The organism is Paracoccus aminophilus JCM 7686 (assembly GCF_000444995.1).
GTDB classification, from domain to species: Bacteria; Pseudomonadota; Alphaproteobacteria; order Rhodobacterales; family Rhodobacteraceae; genus Paracoccus; species Paracoccus aminophilus.
Genome location: NC_022041.1, coordinates 980,038 through 1,000,869 on the forward strand (window position 1 = coordinate 980,038; position 20,832 = coordinate 1,000,869).

At 63.7% G+C, this 20,832-nt stretch carries 18 protein-coding genes; 16 read left to right on the forward strand and 2 right to left on the reverse strand.

Features of this window, described 5'->3' with window-relative positions; all coding sequences use genetic code 11:
• Positions 1-34: 34 nt before the first annotated feature.
• The 14 genes from JCM7686_RS04875 to JCM7686_RS04935 all read left to right on the forward strand — a co-directional run bounded on the left by JCM7686_RS04875 (position 35) and on the right by JCM7686_RS04935 (position 16,200).
• Complete coding sequence (locus tag JCM7686_RS04875) at positions 35-409, forward strand: DUF2071 domain-containing protein (RefSeq protein ID WP_020949750.1); 375 nt, start codon at positions 35-37, stop codon at positions 407-409.
• Positions 410-772 (forward strand): hypothetical protein, encoded by a 363-nt coding sequence (locus tag JCM7686_RS04880; RefSeq protein ID WP_041527133.1) that lies wholly within the window; start codon positions 410-412, stop codon positions 770-772.
• Entirely contained in the window at positions 769-6,822 is a 6,054-nt protein-coding gene (locus tag JCM7686_RS04885; protein ID WP_020949752.1) for a type I polyketide synthase, read from the forward strand. Before JCM7686_RS04880 ends, JCM7686_RS04885 begins: the two co-directional genes overlap by 4 nt.
• Positions 6,823-6,949: 127 nt before the next feature.
• A complete protein-coding gene (locus JCM7686_RS04890; RefSeq protein ID WP_020949753.1) occupies positions 6,950-7,936 on the forward strand; it encodes an alpha/beta fold hydrolase in 987 nt (328 codons plus the stop codon).
• A gap of 330 nt (positions 7,937-8,266) precedes the next feature.
• Entirely contained in the window at positions 8,267-9,559 is a 1,293-nt protein-coding gene (locus JCM7686_RS04895) for a tyrosine-type recombinase/integrase (protein ID WP_020949754.1), read from the forward strand.
• Positions 9,559-10,542, forward strand: coding sequence for a hypothetical protein (locus JCM7686_RS04900; RefSeq protein WP_020949755.1), 984 nt, complete (start codon positions 9,559-9,561; stop codon positions 10,540-10,542). The genes JCM7686_RS04895 and JCM7686_RS04900 overlap by 1 nt, the downstream gene beginning before the upstream one ends.
• A 145-nt stretch (positions 10,543-10,687) precedes the next feature.
• Complete coding sequence (locus JCM7686_RS23855; RefSeq protein ID WP_084621115.1) at positions 10,688-10,882, forward strand: helix-turn-helix transcriptional regulator; 195 nt, start codon at positions 10,688-10,690, stop codon at positions 10,880-10,882.
• Positions 10,883-10,985: 103 nt separating this feature from the next.
• Positions 10,986-11,291, forward strand: coding sequence for a winged helix domain-containing protein (locus tag JCM7686_RS04905; RefSeq protein WP_020949756.1), 306 nt, complete (start codon positions 10,986-10,988; stop codon positions 11,289-11,291).
• Positions 11,291-11,503 carry a transcriptional coactivator p15/PC4 family protein gene (locus JCM7686_RS04910; RefSeq protein WP_020949757.1) on the forward strand — a complete coding sequence of 71 codons (213 nt, stop codon included), beginning with the start codon at positions 11,291-11,293 and terminating at the stop codon, positions 11,501-11,503. The genes JCM7686_RS04905 and JCM7686_RS04910 overlap by 1 nt, the downstream gene beginning before the upstream one ends.
• A 91-nt stretch (positions 11,504-11,594) precedes the next feature.
• The gene (locus JCM7686_RS04915; protein ID WP_041527134.1) at positions 11,595-11,870 is read left to right on the forward strand and encodes a hypothetical protein; all 276 of its coding nucleotides are present in this window, start codon (positions 11,595-11,597) and stop codon (positions 11,868-11,870) included.
• Positions 11,867-12,748 carry a DUF7146 domain-containing protein gene (locus JCM7686_RS04920; RefSeq protein ID WP_020949758.1) on the forward strand — a complete coding sequence of 294 codons (882 nt, stop codon included), beginning with the start codon at positions 11,867-11,869 and terminating at the stop codon, positions 12,746-12,748. The genes JCM7686_RS04915 and JCM7686_RS04920 overlap by 4 nt, the downstream gene beginning before the upstream one ends.
• Positions 12,745-14,265, forward strand: coding sequence for a YfjI family protein (locus tag JCM7686_RS04925; protein ID WP_020949759.1), 1,521 nt, complete (start codon positions 12,745-12,747; stop codon positions 14,263-14,265). The genes JCM7686_RS04920 and JCM7686_RS04925 overlap by 4 nt, the downstream gene beginning before the upstream one ends.
• 559 nt (positions 14,266-14,824) lie before the next feature.
• The gene (locus JCM7686_RS24285) at positions 14,825-15,769 is read left to right on the forward strand and encodes a helix-turn-helix domain-containing protein (RefSeq protein WP_020949761.1); all 945 of its coding nucleotides are present in this window, start codon (positions 14,825-14,827) and stop codon (positions 15,767-15,769) included.
• Positions 15,766-16,200 carry a hypothetical protein gene (locus tag JCM7686_RS04935; RefSeq protein ID WP_020949762.1) on the forward strand — a complete coding sequence of 145 codons (435 nt, stop codon included), beginning with the start codon at positions 15,766-15,768 and terminating at the stop codon, positions 16,198-16,200. The genes JCM7686_RS24285 and JCM7686_RS04935 overlap by 4 nt, the downstream gene beginning before the upstream one ends.
• Here JCM7686_RS04935 and JCM7686_RS04940 read toward each other — a convergent pair.
• Positions 16,197-16,559 carry a DUF488 domain-containing protein gene (locus JCM7686_RS04940; RefSeq protein ID WP_084621027.1) on the reverse strand — a complete coding sequence of 121 codons (363 nt, stop codon included), beginning with the start codon at positions 16,557-16,559 and terminating at the stop codon, positions 16,197-16,199. The two genes, JCM7686_RS04935 and JCM7686_RS04940, sit on opposite strands and share 4 nt — an antisense overlap.
• A 59-nt stretch (positions 16,560-16,618) precedes the next feature.
• Here JCM7686_RS04940 and JCM7686_RS04945 point away from each other — a divergent pair, with 59 nt between their 5' ends.
• Entirely contained in the window at positions 16,619-19,576 is a 2,958-nt protein-coding gene (locus tag JCM7686_RS04945; RefSeq protein ID WP_148292579.1) for a hypothetical protein, read from the forward strand.
• Positions 19,573-20,118, forward strand: coding sequence for a helix-turn-helix domain-containing protein (locus tag JCM7686_RS24785; RefSeq protein ID WP_041527136.1), 546 nt, complete (start codon positions 19,573-19,575; stop codon positions 20,116-20,118). Before JCM7686_RS04945 ends, JCM7686_RS24785 begins: the two co-directional genes overlap by 4 nt.
• A gap of 381 nt (positions 20,119-20,499) precedes the next feature.
• Here the strand turns inward: JCM7686_RS24785 and JCM7686_RS04960 are convergent, their stop codons facing one another.
• Positions 20,500-20,772, reverse strand: a complete 273-nt coding sequence (locus JCM7686_RS04960) for a helix-turn-helix domain-containing protein (RefSeq protein WP_328286678.1) — start codon at positions 20,770-20,772, stop codon at positions 20,500-20,502.
• Positions 20,773-20,832 lie beyond the last annotated feature (60 nt).

Genomic DNA, 20,832 nt, shown 5'->3' on the forward strand with positions numbered 1-20,832 from the left:
CGTCGCCCGAACTTTGACAGAAGGGTATAGACACGTGGAATTTCTCAAAAGCATGACCGTTCCGCTCGTGGGTGAATTGCATGACACCTACCTGCTGCATCTCGCCTTGGACCCTGATGAGATCAGGCCCTATATGCCGGCTTCGATGCCGCTGCGGATCGTCGACGGCAAGGCGATCATGTCCTTGGTGAATGTCCAGGCCCGGCATTTTCGCTTGCGCGGTATGCCGCGGTCCTGGGGGGTCAAATACAATGCCGTGATGATGCGCATGACCGTCGATGATGCCCATCTGACGCCGGACGGGCTGTGTCGCGGCATCCATATCCCGCATATCTTCCTGAGCCGCGGATATATGAGCAAAGCCTTCGGCCTGACCACGGATCAAAGCACGTCGCCCGCGGCGATCTAGGTGGACGGGGCTTCGTTGAAGCTGCGGGCCGGGGCCCATACGCTCAGCTATGTCGCCGATCCCGACACCACGGTCGAGACGCCGCTGGACCAGCTCGAGATCGCCGAAAACCTCGACCGTGCCTATACGGTTTCGGACAGCGGACAGGTGCGGCGCATCACGATTGCCCGGGACAAATGGCCGCTGCGGGCCGTCGCCTGCCATGAGTTCAAGACGAGTATGTTCGAAAGCGCGCAGGTGCGCTGCCTGTTCAAGGTGACCGAGGTCATTCCCTATGAATGGAGCGCCTTCAACCGCCTTTACGAGGTTCCGCTGGCGCAGGCCCGGCGCGCACGCTCTTTCGCGACGGAGCAGATCGGATGAGCGACGAGATGGCTGTGCTGGAGTCTGCGGTGGCGATTGTCGGCCTCTCGGCGCGCTTTCCCGGCTGCGCGGATCATCGCGAGTTTTGGCAAAACCTTCGCGCGGGCAAGGAAACGGTCCGAACCTTCCAGCGCGCCGAGCTGCTTGCCGCCGGTGTTTCCCCCGATCTTGTCGATCGGCCCGATTATGTCGCGCGTAAGGGCATTCTTGACCGGCTGGAGGCCTTCGATCACGATCTTTTCGCGCTGACGAAGGGCGAGGCCGCGCAGCTCGATCCGCAGCACCGCTTGCTTCTCGAGCTCGCCTTTCACGCCTTTGAGGACGCCGGTTACGATCCGGGCGAATATCCCCGAACGGGCGTCTTTTGCGGAGTCGGGCTGGGCTCGGGCATGTTGGGGCGCGCGCTTGCGCAGGCCGGAGAGGTTTCCGAGCAGGATCTTTTCGCGCTTTATGTCTCGTCGGAAAAAGATTTCGTTGCCACCCGGATCGCCAACCGTCTGGGCTTGCAGGGGCCGGCCTTGGGCGTGCAGACGGCCTGCTCGACCTCGCTTGTCGCCGTGCATCTTGCGGTGCAGAGCCTGCTGTCGGGCGAGGTCGATTGTGCACTGGCCGGGGGCGCTTCGGCTTCGACCCCTTCGGTGCGCGGATACCGCTATTCGAGCGATTTCATCCTCTCCAAAGACGGGCATACCCGTCCGTTCGATGCCGAGGCGAGCGGCACGCTGTTCAGTCAGGGCGGGGGCATGGTGCTGCTCAAGCGCTATGAGGATGCGCTGCGCGACGGCGACAGGCCCTATGCCCTGATCCTCGGCAGCGCGATCAACAATGACGGCAGTGACAAGGTCGGCTTTACCGCGCCCAGTGTGACCGGTCAGGCGGCGGTGATCCGTGAGGCGCTGGCGGTTGCTGGCGTCGCGCCCGAAACGCTCGGCTATGTCGAGGCCCATGGCACCGGCACCAGCCTCGGCGACCCGATCGAGGTCCGTGCGCTGACGCAGGCCTTCGGTGTGGCGCAACCCGGTTCTTGTGCGATCGGTTCGGTCAAGGGCAACTTCGGCCATACGGATACCGCCGCCGGGATCGCAGGGCTGATCAAGACTGCGCTGTGCCTGCATAATCAAAGTCTGGTTCCGACGGTCAATTACACCACCGCCAATCCGAAGATCGGATTTCAGGACACGCCTTTCTTCGTTCAGGGCGATTTCGCGCCATGGCCCGCGCGTGACGGGGTCCGTCGGGCCGGGGTCAGCGCCTTTGGCATCGGCGGGACCAATGCCCATGTCATCTTGCAGGATGCGCCGCCCCAGTTCGCGCAAAGATCAGCGTGCGGGGCGAAAACGGGATCGGCGCCGACGGATATCTGCCTTCCTCTCAGCGGTCGCAGCGCCGCCGCGGTGGTCGAAAGCGCGCAGGGTCTGCGGGCTGTCTGCGAAAGCGCGGAACCTGCTTTCGGCGATCTGGAGCGCACCCTGCGCGCCCGGCGCGAACATGCCGAGTACCGGCATGTGGTCTTTGCCAAGGATCACGGCGGTCTGCGCCAAGCCCTCAGCGCCGTGGCCACCCAGAACCTTGAGCCCGTGACGCCGCGCCCTGTGGTTTTCCTCTTCTCGGGCCAAGGTTCGCAATTTCCCGGGGCCGGTCGCGAGCTCTACACGCAGTATCCGGTTTTTCGCGAGCAGTTCGATCATCTCGCCACGATTGCCGGACGCAGTCTCGATGTCGATTTGCGCCAGCTCGCCTTTGGGCAAGAGCGTGGTCGCATGGATGAAACCTGGTTGACGCAGGTGCTGCTGCTCTCGTCCGAATATGCGCTGGCCAAACAGATCATGGCTTGGGGGGTGAAACCGGCGGCCTTGCTGGGCCATAGTATCGGTCAATGGACGGCGGCGGCACTTGCCGGGATCGTTTCAGCCGAAGATGCGCTGCATCTGACGATCGAGCGCGGTGCCTTGCTGTGGCAGCAGCCTCGCGGCGGCATGCTCTCGATCCCGCTGTCGGCCGAGGATTGTCTGGCTGAGCTGAAGGACAGCGGCCTGTCGCTTGATCTGGCGGCAGAGAACGGCCCGCGAGCCTCCGTCGTCGCCGGAACGAAGGCCGAGCTCACCCGCTTTCAAGAGAGGCTGGAGGCGCAGGGCATCACCAGCCGCCAGCTGCGGACCTCGCATGCCTTCCACTCGCGCTTGATCGACGGCGCGGTGGCCCCGTTTGCCGCAGCAGTCGGCGGCGTGACCCGCAAGCCGCCCGAGATCCCGATCATCTGCAATGTCACGGGAGAATGGCTTGGCGATGCGCAGGCGGTCGATCCGGGCTATTGGGCGGATCATATCGCCCGCCCGGTCCGCTTTGCCCGTGGGATCGAGACTTTGCAGCGCCATGCCGATTTTTGCTATCTCGAGGTCGGGCCGGGAACCGCGCTCAGCCAGCTTGCGCGCGCCTGCCTGCCCCTGCCAGAGCGGCGCTGGGTGGCGTCGAGTATGCGTGGCCCTGATCAGCCCTCGGATCGCGAGGCGCTTCTGCAGGGGCTCGGCCGCGTGTGGGAGGCGGGCCAACCCGTGGATTTCGCGCAGATCCGGCCGCTCGATCAGGCGCGTCGGCTGCATCTGCCGGGCACCCGTCTCGAAGGCGAGGCCCCGCCCGCGGCTGAGGTCGAGGTGCTGGGGCAGAGCTGGCAGGCTCTGGCGCTCGCCCGCCCGGATGCCAAAGACGGCACCGCTCTGGCTTCGAGGCAGGGACTTGCCGCCCTGATTTTGGCGGCGGATGCGGACATGGAACAGGCGGGGCGCGCGGCGCTGCATCCCGTCGTCGGGAAGGTGCATGCCGTGACGTTGGCCGATCTCGGTGATCGGGACCCGGTCGCGGCCCTTACCGACCTGCTTGACCAGCTGCGGCGTGACGGGGTGAGCCTGCAGCTTGTGGTCGATCTTTGGCCGCTGTCGGACGAGCTTCGCCTTGAGCCTCTGGTGCAGCGCGCCCTTGCCCTTGCGGCTGCCCTGACCGCCCATGACCGGCCTGCCTTCTGGTGGACCCTCGCGCGGCCCGCCGAGAGCGCCAAGCCGCCGCTTCAGGCGTGGTTGACCGGGCCGGTGGTCAGCGCCGCAAGCGAATGTCGCGGTCTGGCGGCCCGGCTGGTGACGCTCGACACCCAAAGCTCGGTCGAGGCCGCACTGGGCGTTCTCGACCGAGCTTTGGGCGATGAGGCCTTTCCCAAGCTGACCGCCGTTCGTGGCGATAGATGGTTCCAGCCGGTCTTTACGTCGCTGGCCGCAGACAAGCACCCGCCACCCTTTGCGCGAGGTGCGCATCATGTGCTGACGGGCGGCTTTGGCGGGGTGGGGCGTCTATTCGCGGCACATCTGGCCAAGGCTCATGGCGCGAAGCTGACGCTTCTGGGGCGAAGCCTTCCGCCCTCGGTCGCCGAATTGGAGCACAGCCTGCGCGAGCTCGGTGCGCAAGGCGTCTTGAGCTACGGCGTCGATATCACGGATGAGGTGGCGCTGCGGCGCGCGCTTGACGATGCGCGCGCGCAGCATGGTCCGATTGCCGGCGTGATCCATGCGGCGGGACTTGCGGGCGGCGGCTTTCTCAAGGGCGCGGATTGGGAAAACTATGCTCGGGTGATTGCCCCCAAGATATCGGGAACTGTCGGGCTGATCTCGGCACTGGAGAACGATCCGCTGGCTTATGCGATCTTCTGTTCGTCGATCGCGGCATCCGACGGCGGGGCGGGGCAGGCCGCCTATGCGGGCGCGAATGCTTTCCTCGACAGCTATGCCCAGAGCCTGCGCGACGGCGGATTGCCCGCGACGAGCATTCAATGGGGGCGCTTCGCCGAGGTCGGTATGGCGCAGCGTGCGCTAGAAGAGCTGGTGACGCGGCGCGAGAACGGCTCGTTCTTTCAAACCACCGAAGGCGCGCAAGCGCGCGGGCGCCGCCACATCCTCGCCAATCTCGATGCGGGACATTGGGCGTTTTACGACCATCGGGTCGGGGGCGTGCCGCTGCTGCCCGGCACCGGTCAGATCGAATTCCTGCTGCGCATGTTCGGTGCGCCCAAGAAAACCCCGATCCGGCTGGAAAACATCCGGTTTGAACGTCCGCTTCAGATCGCGCTTGGCCGATCGCGCCAGCTTGACGTGATCCATGAGCTTGCATCGAACGAGATCACCCTGACCAGCCGGGCGGCAGGTGGCGATGATCGCGAAATCGTCCATTCGCGGGCGCGGCTGGTGCAGGACGCACCAAAGCCGCGCGCGGCGCTGGATTTGCACGCCATTCTGGGTCGTTGTCCCGAGCGGATCAGCTCGGCCGAGGATGAGCTGGCGCGCATCCCCAAAGAGCGTATTTTCTTCGGAGAGATGTGGCGCAAGAACCGCGTCACCTTGCACAAAGGGGATGGCGAACTGGTGGTCGAGATCGTCCAACCCAAGGAGGACGAGGTCTATGCTTTCCATCCCGCTCTGATGGATCTGGCCACCGGCTTCGCGCGGGCTTTGCTGGAAAACTCGGCGGAGGATGCCGAGCTGCATTTGCCCGTGGCTTACCAAGAGTTCACGTGGTTTCGTCCGAGCCCGTCCCATCTTTTCGCCCATTGCACCCTGCGCGATCAGGACAAGACCGAGGGCACGGTGCGCTTCGACATCACCCTTTGCGACGACAGCGGCGAAAGATGCGCAGAGATTCTTGGCTTCACCTTGAAACGTATCCCCGCCGGTCTGCCCGCAGTCGAGACCCGCGCGCCGGACGGGTTGAGCAATGAGACCGCAATCGCGGCGCTTGAACGGATCTGGGGTCAGTCCGCTTCGGCCGTGTTGCGGGTGCCGGTGTTGCAAGCCGCGACGTCGGAAAAGGCGCGCCAAAGCCGTGGCGCGTCCGCCTCGCAGCTTACCGGCGCCGAAGATCTCGCCGGTAAGCTGCGAGAGGTTGTGGCGCGATATCTCGGCATTGACCCGGCGGCGGTGGACGACCGGCAATCCTTCGACGAGATGGGCGCGTCGTCGCTCGTGCTGGTCCAGATCACCAGCGCGCTGCGCGAAGAGCTTGGCGTCTCACTGGGGCTTGATGCCGTCATGGCAGAGCCGACGATCGCCGGTTTGACCCGCGCCGTTGCGACACAGCTTGGCGCGCCAGATCCTGTGGCCGACCCTGTGGCCGAGGCTCTCGTTCCGGCGGAGAGCGGTGCTGATGGGCGCTCGGCTGGGGGCGTGGAACCCGCGCCTTCAGCACCTCGGATTGCGATGCGACCGGCAGAGAAAACGGCTGTCGCCGTCCCGCGCGCCGTCACCGTCGCGGGTGCGGTCGATCGAGAGCCGCTGGCGTTGCGTCTTCGCAGCGGTCAGAGCCATATCCCGCCGCTCTTCTGCCTCCATCCGGCGGGCGGCTCGGCCTTGGCCTTTATCGGGCTCATGCCCTATCTCGATCCGAGCCAACCCGTCATCGCGATCCAAGGGCGGGGCATGGTCGGGGATGAAGCGCCTGACAGCGAAGTCATCGACATGGCGCGGCGTTATCTCAAGATCATCCGCACGATCCAGCCACGAGGGCCATATTTTCTCTGTGGCCTGTCTCTGGGCGGGATGGTCGCCTTCGATCTGGCACGGCGTTTGCAAAAGACCGGCGAATCCGTGGCTTGGCTTGGGATGATCGACAGCCCGGGCCCCGGGCAGACGACCAAACGCCAGGTTCAGGGCGATGATGCGCACGTGCTGGACTATGTGCGGACCAGTGCGCCCGACATGTATCCCACCTTCCGTCGGCTCGCCGAGCAAAATCCGGGCTTTCTCAGAACGTGGCGGCTGCACAACCTTGCCCTCGAACGCTACAACCCGGATCCTCTGGATGTGAAAATCCACTTTTTCCGCGCCAATGAGCGCGACGAGGTCATCGCCGATCACCCCGAACATGGCTGGATCCCTCTGGCGCGGGACGGAATCGACATCCGGCCGATCCCCGGCAACCACCTGACCATGACGGCGGAACCCCATGCGCGCGTGCTGGGGACGCTGTTGCAACAAAGTCTGCGGGCAAGTCTGACGAGGTTGAGCGAGGGATGAGCGCCGCACGCGACAGGAACGACTGCCAGCCAAGCCCTGATTGCGCCGATGCCGGGCGGGCTGGTGTGGGGCGGCCCGTCACGTCACGGCGGCTCCAATCGCTGTCTCAAGCAAGGGAAGCGACGTGATGGCGGATGAGCACGCACCCGGCTGCGCGCCGGAATCTGGTGGGATCGGCGGTTCGGGTCAATCCGGGGCCGGTTCTTACTGGCGGCGATATTTCGACGGCGTCTACGACGCCGCGCTGCTGCGCGAGTTCGAGCGGAATGCGGTTAGCTCGTCCTTCCGGTCAGAGTTTGCGACGCTTCCCTACGACCTTTTGCCCGCAGCAGGGGAAAGCGCGCCGTTGGTGGTGATCGTTCCCGGCTCGATCGCTTATGGCCGCCTTTTCGCCGCACTTTCGGCGCTTCTGGTTCGGCAGGGGATGAGTGCCGTCACCTTTGATTATGCCGGAACCGGCGAAGCGGGGCGGCCGCTTGCCGATTTTTCTGTCGCGCAGCATATCGCGAATATCACCGACCTCTGCACCGAGCTGACGCGTCTTTATCCGCGGCAGCCCATCGTGCTTTTGGGGCTGAGTTATGGCGGCTATATGTCCTTTCTCGCGTCGCGGCGCACCCCGGTGGCCGCGATGTGTTGGTATGCGGCCCCCGATCCGACCTCGCGCAAATTCGTAAAGTCTCAGCCCGGATTTTCCTTGGCCGTTCCTGTACTTACGGCTTTGGCGCGGCTCTTTCCGCGCTGGCCGGTGCCGTTGGAACGCTTGGTGGATTACGGCAAGGTCTCGGCCAGCACGGCGTTTCTTGATGTCTACCGATCCGATCCGGGGGTCACGACGCGCTGCACCCTGAGATCGCTGGTCAGTCTCTTTGGCGGTTTCGCCTCACCCCACGATTTGGCTGATCTGTCGACGCCGACGCTGGTGGCTCATTGTCGGAACGACCGCTTGTTCGCGAGCGCGCTTGGCCAAGACGTGTTTTCAAGAATCGGAAGCCCGGCCAAAGAGTTCATCGAGATCGAGGGCGGCGGGCACTGGCCGTCAAACACGGCAGAACTGACCAGTCTCGCGACGGCGGTTGGCAACTTCCTGCGCGCGCAGGGGTTATTGGCCTGACAGCAGTGGTTGCGAGATCCGTGTTGGACGGTTTGACCGCGATATTTTCGGCCTGTCCTCAGCTGTCACGGCGCATGGCCGAACTGCGGAACTGGCTTGATTTGGCGCTGTGATAAAAATGCGCAACCAAGTCGAGTTGGTCGATTGCTCTCATCATATCAGGGGATTAAGTGGCGGAGAGGGTGGCCGCCATTGTTCAGTCGTATGCTGTCGCTTGAAATCGCAGACAGTCCTATGAATCCACGTAATTTATCATGAACCCTGTTGCCACACGTTGCAACGTGTCGCGACCGTGTGCATAGTCTTAGGCGGGTATGATGAGGGGCGTAGATGCCGAGAGTTGCCAAAGAGCTTTCCGCTCTAGACGTGAAGAGGTTGCAGCATCCTGGCAAGGGCGGCAATGCCACATTCGCGGTTGGCGGCGTTTCCGGGCTCCTGCTCCAGATCACACCGAACGGCGGGCGCACATGGCTGTTGCGGGTGACCGTCGGAGCGCGGCGGCGCGAGATTGGCTTGGGCGGTTTCCCCGATGTGACGCTGGCGCAGGCTAGGGACAGGGCGCGCGAAGCCAAGGACCAGATTCGGCGCGGTACTGATCCGGTAGAGGAGCGCAGGGCTGCCCGAGCCACACTGGAGGCGGCACGGCGGCGGGGCCTCACCTTTGCCGACGCGACCGAGCGCTATCTGGATGCGAAGCTGGAAGGCTTCAAGAACGCCAAGCATCGGGATCAGTGGCGCAACACGCTCCAGACCTATGCCATGCCCGAGCTTGGCAAGCTGCTGGTTGACGAAATCGCTGTGCAGGACGTGCTGCGCGCGCTTGAGCCAATTTGGACAGAAAAGACCGAGACTGCCTCTCGCCTTCGCGGTCGCATTGAATCGGTTCTGTCGTGGGCGACGGTGGCCGGACACAGGACCGGCGATAACCCGGCGCGCTGGGCGGGCAACTTGAAAGAGCTTCTGCCCGCGCCGTCCAAGGTCAAACAGGAAGAAAATCACCCCGCCGTGCAGATAGACGACGCGCCGCGCTGGTTCGCTGAAATTCGCGAGCGCGAAGGGATGGGAAGCCGTGCGCTTGAGTTCACGGCGCTGACGGCTGCGCGGTCCCGTGAAGTGCGCGGGGCGCTGTGGGAGGAAATCGACCTCGACAAGGGGCTTTGGATCATCCCCGCCGCCCGCATGAAAATGGACAGGGAGCACCGGGTGGCGCTTTCAGCCGAGGCGGTCGAACTGCTGAAAGCCCTGCCTCGCTTTGAGGGCAATCCGCTGGTGTTTCCGGCACCGCGCGGCGGCGAAATGTCCGACATGACCCTGAGTGCCACCATGAAGCGGATGCACGCGGCGGATTTGGACGCGGGCGGTAAGGGCTTTGTGGATCGAGTGAACAAGCGCCCGGCTGTCCCGCACGGCCTGCGCAGCACCTTCCGCGATTGGGTTGCAGAGCGCACGCATTTCCCCGGCGACATGGCCGAGGTCGCACTGGCCCACAAGGTCGGGAACGCGGTCGAGGCGTCTTACCGGCGCGGAGACATGATTGAGAAGCGCCGCGCGATGATGGCGGCATGGGCGGATTACCTGACCGGGAAAGCCCGGTCTGGCGTTCAAGTGGTAAGGATAGGCTGATGATAGTTTATAAGCGGACAACCGTCTCCGAAGTATGCCTGCCATCCGAGGTCGCGGATTGGTTGATGGTCGGTAGAGTGCCGGAATTCATGCCGGGTCGCTACGGGGAAGAAGAGCGCACGAACTTTGACTTCTGGATCAATCGTGATTTTCACCTAATCCCAGATCCTACCTACCCGGAGGAGCTTGAATTGCTCGGGATCAAGACTGACTACGAACAATACATAGAAGCGTTGTTTGGTCGATTTTCGAGTGTTGCTGAGCTTTTTAATGCTGACGATGCGCACTTGCCCGAACACCTAAAGTTCCGTGACCAAGGCCCCCCAACTAAGCAGGTTATCGAATCGATCAAGGAGATGGAGCGAGTCAACGCATTAATCGCCCCCATACGGGAAAGGGCAAAGCTGACTGTAATTCTTGCCCTGCTAGAAGGTAGGCTCAAAGCTTACGGCTACCCTCTAGATGAGCCCGAGGCGCATGAAGCGTGGCAGGGTTCGGACTGGCGAGAGTACATAGCGAAAACCTCCGCAGTTGAAGTTCCAGCGCAGTTTTGGAGAAATGAGGAGTGGGTCTGGTCAATCGGCGAAAACGAAGGTTCGATACCGGGCTACTTGGCGATTTGGATAAAGACCTCCGACGCTCTCGAACTTTTTCCCAAGCCATTCTTTGAGCCAAAAGCAATTTCTGGCGAAGAGCATGGCGTTTTCATGGTAGTTGATGGGGCCTCGGATCATCGCGTGACGAAGCAAATTAGACAGCCCGGGCAACGCGGGCGCGCCATGAAGGGAGAAGGGGCTATTGAAAAGGCTGTGCGAGCAGAATTCACAAAGCGACTTGAGTCCGGTGCCTTGCCACAAAAATCAGAGGCAATCTGTCAGGAAGCTATTGAATGGGTTGAGTGGCTGTTCGGAGAGGCCATAGGCCGAACAACGGCGCAGCGTTACTTGAAGCCCATAATTGATGCCCAAAAAGACCGCCCATAATTTGGCCCGAAGAGTGCATTCTAGTTACCACCGCAGATGGTTAGATTCGGGCGCGCTTTGTGAAATGTGGGCTGTTATCGAGGTTATCCACTGACGTGCGTTGCGGCAATTTGCCTCCAGTCGCAATTGATTGGAGCACATCGCAATGGCCGACACCTACCTCGCAGATGTTCAAGTCGCCGCCCGCTATGGAATTCACCGCGCAACGCCGTGGCGCTGGGCGAAGGCCGACCCCAGTTTTCCCAAGCCTTTCACGCTGACCCACGGATGCACGCGTTGGAAGCTTTCGGAGCTTGAAGCATGGGAAGCTGCCAAATCGGCTGACCGTGTAGCCGCCTGATCCGCCACCCCGAGGCACAGGGTGGCGGCGCAGATTTTAGCATTGGCAGGATGCCTGCAAATATAGCGCGTGACGCCCTTGCCCGCAAGCTTTGAGGCAAGGAATGAGTTTCCAAAAGCAGTGGCCTGCACAGGCCTACACCATTCGAAACGGGGCCGAAAAACCCCGCATTATCGTCACCAAGGGCCGCGACCGATGGGCTTTGGAATCTCTCATGCGCGCCGGGGCCAAGGGCTGCACGCCGATTGACCACCCCGGGCCACGCTGGTCAGCCTATGTGTTCAAGCTGCGCAAGGCTGGCGTCGGCATCGAGACCCTGCACGAGACCCACGAGGGGCCGTTTCCCGGGCATCATGCGCGCTATGTCCTGCGCTCCAGCGTGACCCTTGGTCGCTCGGGGGTGAACTGATGCAGCTCGCAATTATCCCGAAGAACCAGCGCGAAGAAATCCGGCTCTCGCTCGATGATTACAAGGGCATGCAGCTGGTCAATCTGCGGATCTGGTTCAAAGCCGACGACGGCGAGTTTCGCCCGAGCCAGAAGGGCATCGCTTTCAAGGCCGAACTTCTCCCCGCAGTGCTGGAGGGCTTGCAGGCTGCCCAGAAAGGCGGCACCGCATGACCGCGCTGCGCATTGCCTATCTCTGCCACCGCTACGGCTTCGGCCCCGAACGGGCCGCAATGCTCGCCGCCATGATCTGGGGAGGCGGGGAATGACGGATGACCCGACAGACGCACAGATTCTCGCGGCGGCCATCAGCATCGCCGTCGCCAGCCGCAATCTGATCCAGCGCACCGACCGCACCAGCTACCGCGATGTCTGCGAGGTGCTGGACGCCCTGCACGAGCACCTTGCCGTTGCCGGGGGCTCGCTTCACCTTCTCGCTGAGCGGCTGGGGCATAGGGCCGAGGTCGAACGGCTGGTGAATGAGGGACAAGACCGCATGGCGGCCTTCCGTGCCTGCCAAGGCCTCGGGGGGCGCGCATGAGCGATGCTCAATCCCTGACGCTTGCCCTCGGTGGTCGCTGGTATCGGTCCTATGGCGTGGCCTGCTGCCCGGCCCATGGCGACACCCGCCCGAGCTTGACGCTCGCCGATGCCGACGACGGGCGCTTGCTCCTGAGCTGCAAGGCGGGCTGTGCCTTCCTGTCCATTTTGGACGCTATAAAAGGGCGCGGGCTTCTGGGAGGTGACTATCGGCCCCAGCCGCTCGACCCGGCAGAGCTGAGCCGCAGGAAGGCACAGGCCAAAGCCGAGGCGGCCAAGGTCGAGAAGCGAGCGCTGGCCTGCTGGCGCGAGTCGCTGCCGATCCGGGGCACGATTGCCGAGGCCTATCTTCGCGGTCGGGGCATCACCTGCGCTTTACCCGAGAGCCTGCGCTTTCATCCCGAGTGCTGGCATCCCTCAGCCCAGCGCGCCCCGGCCATGGTTGCCCGGATCGACGGCTTGCCCCGTCTCGCGGTCCATCGCACCTATCTGCGCCCTGACGGCAGCGGCAAGGCCGCGCTGGAACCGGCCAAGGCAATGCTGGGGGCGGCTCTGGGAGGCGCTGTGCGAGTCACTGACGGCGACGGGCCGCTGGTGGTGGCCGAGGGTATAGAAACGGCGCTGAGTCTGTGCAGCGGCCTCCTGCAAGCTCCTGCGACGATCTGGGCGGGGCTCTCGACCGCTGGAGTTGCTGGCCTGCATCTTCCACCGCGCCCTGGCAGGCTCACGATTGCCCCGGATGGGGATGAGCCAGGACGACTCGCCGCGCACAAACTCGCAGAGCGTGCCGCATCGCTGGGCTGGACGGTCAGCCTCTTGCCCGCGCCCGAGGGGCGCGACTGGAACGATATTCTCCAATCGAAAGGGGCCGCTGCATGACCGCGCCCGCATTCACTGCCGACATTCCGCAACCCATCCCCTTCAAGACCGAAGGGCCACAGCCGCTCATGCGCGAGATACCGCAGGGCGAGCCCTATCCCATTCACGCCCTTGGCCCGCTCAGGGCAGCGGTTGAGGCGGTGCAGGACATCACCCAAGCGCCCGCCGCCATTGCCGCCCAATCGGCGCTCTCCATCGCCGCCTTGGCGGTTCAGGGCTTTGCCGATGTCGAAATCCTCGGCGGCGGCGTGGCTCCCTGCGCGCTCTTCTGCCTGACCATCGCCGAGAGTGGCGAGCGCAAATCCTCCTGCGACCGGCTGCTGATGCAAGGCATCCGCGACCATGAGGCCCGTGAAGCTGTGGCCTATCGCGAAGCCTATGCCGAGTTTGAGGTGGCAATGGAGATCTGGTTGGGCAAGCGCAAGCGCATGATGACTGCCGCCGCCGAGGCAGACCAGACCAAAGCGCTCAAGGCTACCGCCGAGCTACAGACCCTCGGCCCCGCGCCGGTCGAGCCCTTGAAGCCGAACCTGACCTTTCAGGAGCCGACGATTGAGGGGCTGTTCAAGTTCTATCAGGCCGGGCGTCCTTCGGTCGGGCTGTTCACGGATGAGGGCGGGAGCTTCATCGGCGGCCACGGCATGAACTCCGACAACCGGCTCAAGACGATTGCCGGTTTCTCCAGCCTCTGGAACGGCGACAAGCTGACCCGGATGCGCGCCGGGCATGGCACCAGCGATTATCCCGGGCGGCGGCTCTCGATGCATGTCATGGTGCAGCCGGTCATCGCCCATCCCTTCCTTGCCGATCCGCTCGCCTCCGGTCAGGGCTTCTTGGCCCGCTTCCTGATGACTGAACCGCCCAGCGCGATTGGCACTCGCCTGCGGCGCGGCCATGACCACGACAGCGAATTGAACCTCTCGGCCTTCAATGACCGGCTGCGCGAGTTACTGGACCGACCCATGCCGACCGGCGATAGCGCGCGCGAGTTGAAGCCGGTGCGACTGCCACTCTCGAGCGCGGCCAAGACGATGCTGCGGGACTTCTACGAGCGCGTGGAGAAGGCGCAGGCCCCGGGCGGCGGGATGGAGCACATCCGCGCCTATGCCTCGAAAGCGGCGGAGCAGGCCGCGCGCATTGCCGGGGTGCTGACCCTCTGGACGGATCTGGACGCCGCCGAGGTCGCGCCCGCTGCGATGGACTGGGGGCTGGAGTTGGCGGAGTTCTATCTGGGCGAAGCGCAACGGCTGGCCGAGGCCGGGGCGGTGTCAGAGGAGACGGGCCGGGCCGAGCTTCTGCGCCGCTGGCTTCTCGATAGCTGGCCGCATGCTGAGATTGTCCCGAGCGACATCATGAAGTTTGGACCCAACAGCCTGCGCGAGCGGTCCAAGCTGGCCAAGCCGATTGGCGCGCTGGTCATGGGTGGCTGGCTCGCTCCCCTGCCGAACGGGACTGTCATTCGTGGCGCCACCCGCAAAGAGGCCTTTCGGATCGTGAGGGGGTGGGATGTTGACTAAAGTTGACCGCAGTCCCCGCCGACCTGCTATTTCCGCTATTCCCGCTATTTTGCTCCCCGGAGGCATGGGGTCCGGTGCCGGAATAGCGGATTCACGGCCCAAAATAGCGGCGAATAGCAGCAGAATAGCGGCGAAAACCCCGGGAATAGCGGGAATAGCGGAAATAGCAGCAGGGGGAATGCCGAACTCGGGCAATCGCCCTGTCAGCGCCCCGTGGTCTGGCCTCGAGTTCTCGGAAGCGCTCAGCAGCCCGGGAGACTTCGGCAACATTTTGCATAAGTCCGGGGTGGCGGTACTGGCTCAGGGTTTCAGATCCGCGTCATGGGGATCTGCTATTTCCGCTATTCCCGCTATTCGCCAGAAAATGCCCGCTATTCGGCTGCTATTTTGCTGCTATTCCGCCCGTCCGATCCGCTATTCCGATGAGCGCTCCTGTGAACCGCTTCTCGTCGGGAAGTGGTTTCGTCCGGCAGCGGATGCCCCTCACGCCCAGCGCGGCGCTTCGCCTTGCAGCCGATCTGCTGCGGCCCATTCCCATTCCCGAGAACGAGGCTGACATATGAACGCCCATGCCAAGGCGTCCAAACTGGACACGGAAAAACTGCTCAAGCTCCGCGCCCTGATGGAGAGAGGCGCGACCGAGGGCGAGCGCGCGGCGGCGAGGTCGCGGGCCGAGGTGCTGGCGGCAAAGGCTGGCCTAACCCTCTCGGCGGCTCTGTCCACATTGGACGCGACACCAGCCCCGCAGCCATCCAGTTTCTTCGCGGGTTTTGATGATTGGATGGAAGCCAAGGAGCCCGGCTACAAAGCCCGCGAGGCCGTGCGCCGTGCCGAGAAGGAGGCGAAGCGTCGGGCCCGCTGCAAGGAGCTGCTGGCGCTCTATGGCTCTGTGGATGCTGTCTTCGAGCCGACGCCGCTGGAGGCCGCGCTGCGAGATGCCCTTGAGCCGCTGATGGACCCGGCCAATACGCTCTGGGGCTATCGGGGTTTCAGCTTCCGGGCCGGACCGACCCCCGAAATGTGGGTAGCCATGCGCGCCGCTGTCTCGATGCCCTCGACGGTTCAAGAGGCGTGGGCGGCCTATCAGGCGAAAGAAGAGTTGATAGAGCACCGGATTGCCTTCTCGCCGGACTACACGTCGTGGCAATGGGAGGATGCGTGGAGTTCCGCGCTTGAGCACCTTCTGGACAACCTGCGCGACCCGTCGGTGGAGGGCATCTCCGCGCGGCTGAAATGGCTGGAACACCGCGCCAATCATGAGATGGTCCCCGACCCGGATCAGGAGCGGGCTCTGGTGGCATCTCTGCAAGCTGATTTCGCGGCGTTCGTCCAATCTGGACAGTCCGCACCCCAGCGTCCCGCCGACCGCCGTGCTACCGTCCTCGACCTGCTGCGCGCTGGGCTTGCCCTCTCAGATCGGGAGATTGCCCGCCGCGCCGGGGTCAGCCCTCAGACAGTCGGCAACATCCGCAAGCGTCACACCAATCAGGAGACCGCCGCATGAGCCGCGCCGTCAGAAACTACATGCGCCAGAACGCTACCGCCATCGCCCGCAAGAGCGTCGAGAGGATGGTTATCATGAGCGACGGCGGCGGCTATATCCGGCCACAGCATGAACTGGCGAAAGCTGCCCTGTTCCGTGCGCTGGAGCGCCATTGCCGCAAGTCAGGCAGCCCGACGATTATGTCGCTGACGCTGCCCGAGGTAGCGGCCTTCATCCCCGGCAAGATTGATCCAGATTGGCTGCCGCTGTTCTGGATCGCGATTGTCTCGGACGAGGCGAGCAACCTTGCATTCGGGATTTCTCAGGAAGGCGACCCGGCATTGAGCCCGCAAATTACCCGCGCCTATGCGCAAGCCACCGCGCAGCGCTTGGCCTGCGAGAAGCTGCTGACGATGACGCATTCGATAGGTGAGGTTGCAGGCAATGCTTAGCATGAGGGGCAGAGCACATCGCGCAACACAACGGCCTCATTGTGCTCTTGGTCTTTCGCGCCGTAGATCAGGGTAACCCGTCCGGCCTTTGCGAGTTGCCGGAGATGGGTCAGTTGCTCCGAATGGCTTTCCAGCTCATGAAGGTATCGGGAGCGGAACTCGTCCCACCGCGCCGGATCGTGATTGAACCATTTCCGGAGCTCGTCGCTGGGCGCAATCTCCTTCATCCACTCACTGAGCGCCGCTTTCTCCTTACTGACACCTCGCGGCCAAAGCCTATCGACCAAAATGCGCAAACCGTCACTCGGCGATGCTGGCTCATAGGCCCTCTTCAGCAAAATAGTTGGTGCTGTGCTCACCCTGTGACCTCGCGCGCCATATGCTTCGATTCCGAGCTTATCACACCGCGAAGATTGGCGTGATTTCGTTTTTTGTGGTATCTATATACCTGCAGTTTTGGCAGTTTGCAGGATCAGATATGCGTGCAGTCCACCAAGGAAAGAACGACCTTCTCGCTATGGCCCTCGACCGGGCTTTCGCTCTCAATGAGGCTCCCGAGGCTTCCCGGCCCATGGGCATCATTGATGCTCTCACAGCGCCGCGCCCGGCAAAGAAACCGGCCCGCAAGGACAGCGTGGTCAATGCTCTGACCGAGGCGCTTGTCCCGCGCCCCAGCAATCCCGTGGCCCTCAGCAGTGCGCCGGGCGATTTGGCGAGAACGAATGCGCCGCCGTCCAAACTGGACGCCTTCCGCCTGAGCTATCCGCAATATGCGCAGATCCCCGACGACCAGCTTGCCGATGCGCTCTATGGCAAGTTTTACGGGAATATGCCGCGCGACCAGTTCAATCAAGCTATCGGCGCGCCCGCAGGTCAGGCCGCCCAGCAGCCCAGCGCGGACCGGCCGCAGACCTTCGAGATTCAAGGGCCGGACGGTCAGACCTATGAGGTCCAAGCACCGAACCAGCAGGCCGCGCTTGATGGCTTCCACAGGCTCACGGGAGGCAACGCGCAGACCTCCGGCCCATGGGTTGATTTCGCGTCAGCCCCGCAAGGTTCCGGCCCTTGGGAGCAATACCAGACCGGCGGCCAAGGCGGCCAGCCCTCGACCTATGACGAAATCATGGCCAAGGCGCGAGAGCTGCAAGCGGCTGGTCGCGTCGAGGATGCTCAGCGGCTCACGCGGATTGCCGAAGAGCGCCGGGCCGCCGCCCAGCCCCAGCCAGCGCAAGCCTCCTATGCCGACATCATGAAAGCCCTGCGCAATGCCGATGCGGCGGGCGACACCGCCGCCGCGACCCGGCTCGCCCAGATGGCCAAGGAGGCGCAGGCGCGTGAGCAGCAGGCCCCAGCCACGGGCGGCTCATGGCGTGACGCTCCCGTTGTGTCTGGTAGCTCGTGGCAGGACGCCCCGATTGTTGAGCTCGATGGACCGGACGGCACAGACGACCAGACCATGAGTGCGGCCATGCAGAAAGTCTACGGCGCGCCCACGCAGCCGGCGCAGGCCGCGCCGCTCGACAACTCGCTGGAAGGCCGGAAAGCGCGCTGGGCGGCTCTTAAGGACGGCAGCCTGCAGCCCTCACCGGAAAGCCTCGGTCGGCACGCGGCGGCCAATGCGATTGGCGAGGTGCAGCAGCAGTCAAGGGAAGCGCCCCGATGGGGGCTCTTGGACTATCTCACTGGCGGGCGTGGCGGTGCAACCATGGACGCAGTTGGCGCCGGGGCGGCAGGAGCATCACGCGGCATCACGGGTATTCTCGATGTGCCCGGCGCGGCCCTGAACGCAGGGTCTCGCGTCGGGGCATGGGCTGCGGAAAAGACCGGCCTTGCCACGCCCGAAGAAGCCAGCGCTGCAAGCGGTGTGGTGAACGAGCTTGCCAAGACCACCCGGCTTGGATCCGGGAACAGCTACCGGGCGGCGGCGGCGGAGGCCACAGGCGGCGCTTCGGAGTTTCGTGGCGATTCCCGTTTCGCCAAATATGCGGGGACGGTCGGGGAGTTCCTGCCCTCTGCGCTTCTGAGCCCCGGCAATGCCCTGCGCAACGCGCTGACCTATGGGGTCGCTCCTGGGCTTGCATCGGAAGCCGCAGGACAGGCGACAGAAGGGACGAAGCTGGAACCGTGGGCGAGGCCGATTGCGGCAATCACCGCCTCAGGGCTTGCGGGACTGGCTGAAAAAGGCGTGCGCGCACTAGTCAGCCCTCACGGGGGAGCCGATGCGGCACGGCTGGATCTGGCACGGGTGCTCGATGAGGCTGGCGTTCCGGTCTCCGCCGGGCAGCGGACGGGGCATGAAGGCCTGATGAGGAAAGAGGGGCTTACCCGGGCCGGGCAGGAGTTGAACCAAACGCAGCGTGAGGCGCTGACCAAGGCCGCCCTGAAAACGGCGGGCACTGATGCCACCCGAGCAACCCCGGAAGTGCTGGCCTCGACCGCCCAGCGCATTGGTGCTGAATTCGATGATATTGCTCGCGGTGTCGCCGTCGCCCCAACGCCATCCACCGCACAGGCACTTGCTGAGGCCAACCACGCCTATCAGCAGCTCGCGCCTAAGGCTTCGCAGGCTCCGCTCCTGAAGGAGATCGGTCGTCGGGTATCTGAGGCCGCCCAGACCGGCAGCAGCATTCCAGCCAACGTGGTGAACTCGTGGCGCTCCAACCTCTCCAAGCTCACGACCAGCGCCGACGGCGCGACCAGATCGGCGGCCATTGAGGCGATGGGCGCCCTCGATGACGCTATGACCGCCACCCTGCAGGGCCTTGGGCGAGCCAAGGACGTTCAACGGCTTGCCGTCGCCCGGGAGCAGTGGAGGAACTTCCTTGCCATTCAGAAGGCGGCCACCGGCGCGGGGGAAGAGGCCGCCGTGGGCATTATCTCGCCCTCGGCGCTTCGCAATGCCGTGGTTCAGCAGGGGCGGTCCTCCTACGCGCAGGGCGGCAGAGGCGAGCTGGGTGAGTTGGCCCGAGCAGCAGAAGGTGTGATTAAGCCTTTGGGCTCCTCTGGGACCGCCGAAAACCTTCGGGCTATGGGCCTTCCCTCCGTAGGCTGGACCAGCTTGGGAGCCGGTGCTGGTGCATACTTCGGTGGCGGCCCAGCCGGAGCGTTGGTTGGCTCGATGGTGGGCGCGGCAGCGCCCGCGATGGTGGGGGCGGCCCGCATGTCCGGCCCCGGTCAGGCGTGGCTTGCAAACCAGCTCGTGGGGAAAGGCGTTCCAGCGTTCTCCACCAACCTGCTTGGCCCTCTCTCGCCCGCCACATTGGACATGCCGTCACGCGGCCTCCTGTCCTATATGAGTGACCCCGAGAACGACCCGAACGCGCCCAAGGGCAACGGGATTCTCAGCCGAGTTGTGCGCGAGAGCCGGAAGAAATGACGCGGCCCCACAATGGCCCGATAGGGAAAGAGCTTGCCGCCCGCCGAAAGGCGGCAGGCCTCACACAGGCCGAGCTTGCCCAGCGCGCCGGGGTTGGCCGGTCGGCGGTCCAGTATTGGGAGCGTGCCCCTCGTCTCGATGCACGCGGTTGGGCGGTGCGGCGCATGGCGGACGCGCTGGGCTGGACGGTTCCGGCTTGGAAAGAGACCAGTATTGCGCGCGCGGGGGAGAAGGGTGATAGCCGCGACTGGCGGGCCGAGGTCGAGGAAGCCACAGCCCAGGCATTCGCGGCATGGCAGGCGAGAGAGGCCCAGCGCGCCAAGACGGTTCGCGTCACCTGCGGGGCCAAAACACGAAAAAACACGAATTGCCGGAACAAGAGCGAGCCCGGCAGGAAGCGCTGCAAGTTCCACGGCGGCAAGTCCACCGGAGCAAGGACACCCGAGGGAATTGAGCGGATCAGGGAAGCACAGCGGCGGCGCTGGGCGCGATGGCCTCGGGCTGAATTTAATCAGCCGAAATCAAGCGACATGAGCAGATAGCGCTGGGCTTGATTAGGTCAGTGAGCTGTCTAGTCCGGCTTGTGAGGTGTCCGAGGCATCGAAGCTTCCGCGTTTGCTGAATGCGCGCCTTCATCAGTCCGTCGTAGTCGATGCCATAAGGCTCCGTAAGGCGCAGGCGTGAATGGCAGCCCGAATTGACATGAGGCAATAGACGACAATCGCCGTGGCGGTCAGCATGTAATAGTCGAGAGGCTGCGACGACACAGACCAATCCAAGAGCACAAAGGCGGCGAGGACCACGGGGATGCTAAAATCCCGCTCCCTTTGCGCGGCGCGGAGGTCCCTCTTTGCGTCGTCTAAAATCTCGCTTCTAAGCATTGAAAATCGCCTCCCGCTCACTGTCCAGTCCGAAGCTGCCCTCTAGACCAGAGATTGTGAAGAGGTTTCCGGCCTAAGTGAGACCCCAACTCCCTCCGCCACTTGGCCACCCTCGAGGAACTGGATTCCCCTTGCCTCCAATGCTTTGCGCAATGCCTCCGCCGTGGAGTGCTGCAACCCACTCTTCCCGGTCTCAAAACGGCTCACCGTAGTGAAGGAAATTCCCGCGAGTTCAGCGAGTTCTCGCACACCAAGCTGAAGCGCGCTTCGGGCCATTCGAAGTTGGGCGGGGGTCATTCTGCTACCTTGTTGCATATTTCGCTAACAGGGTAGTTGACTAAACGCCTACCCTGTATCATAACTATAACACAGTTA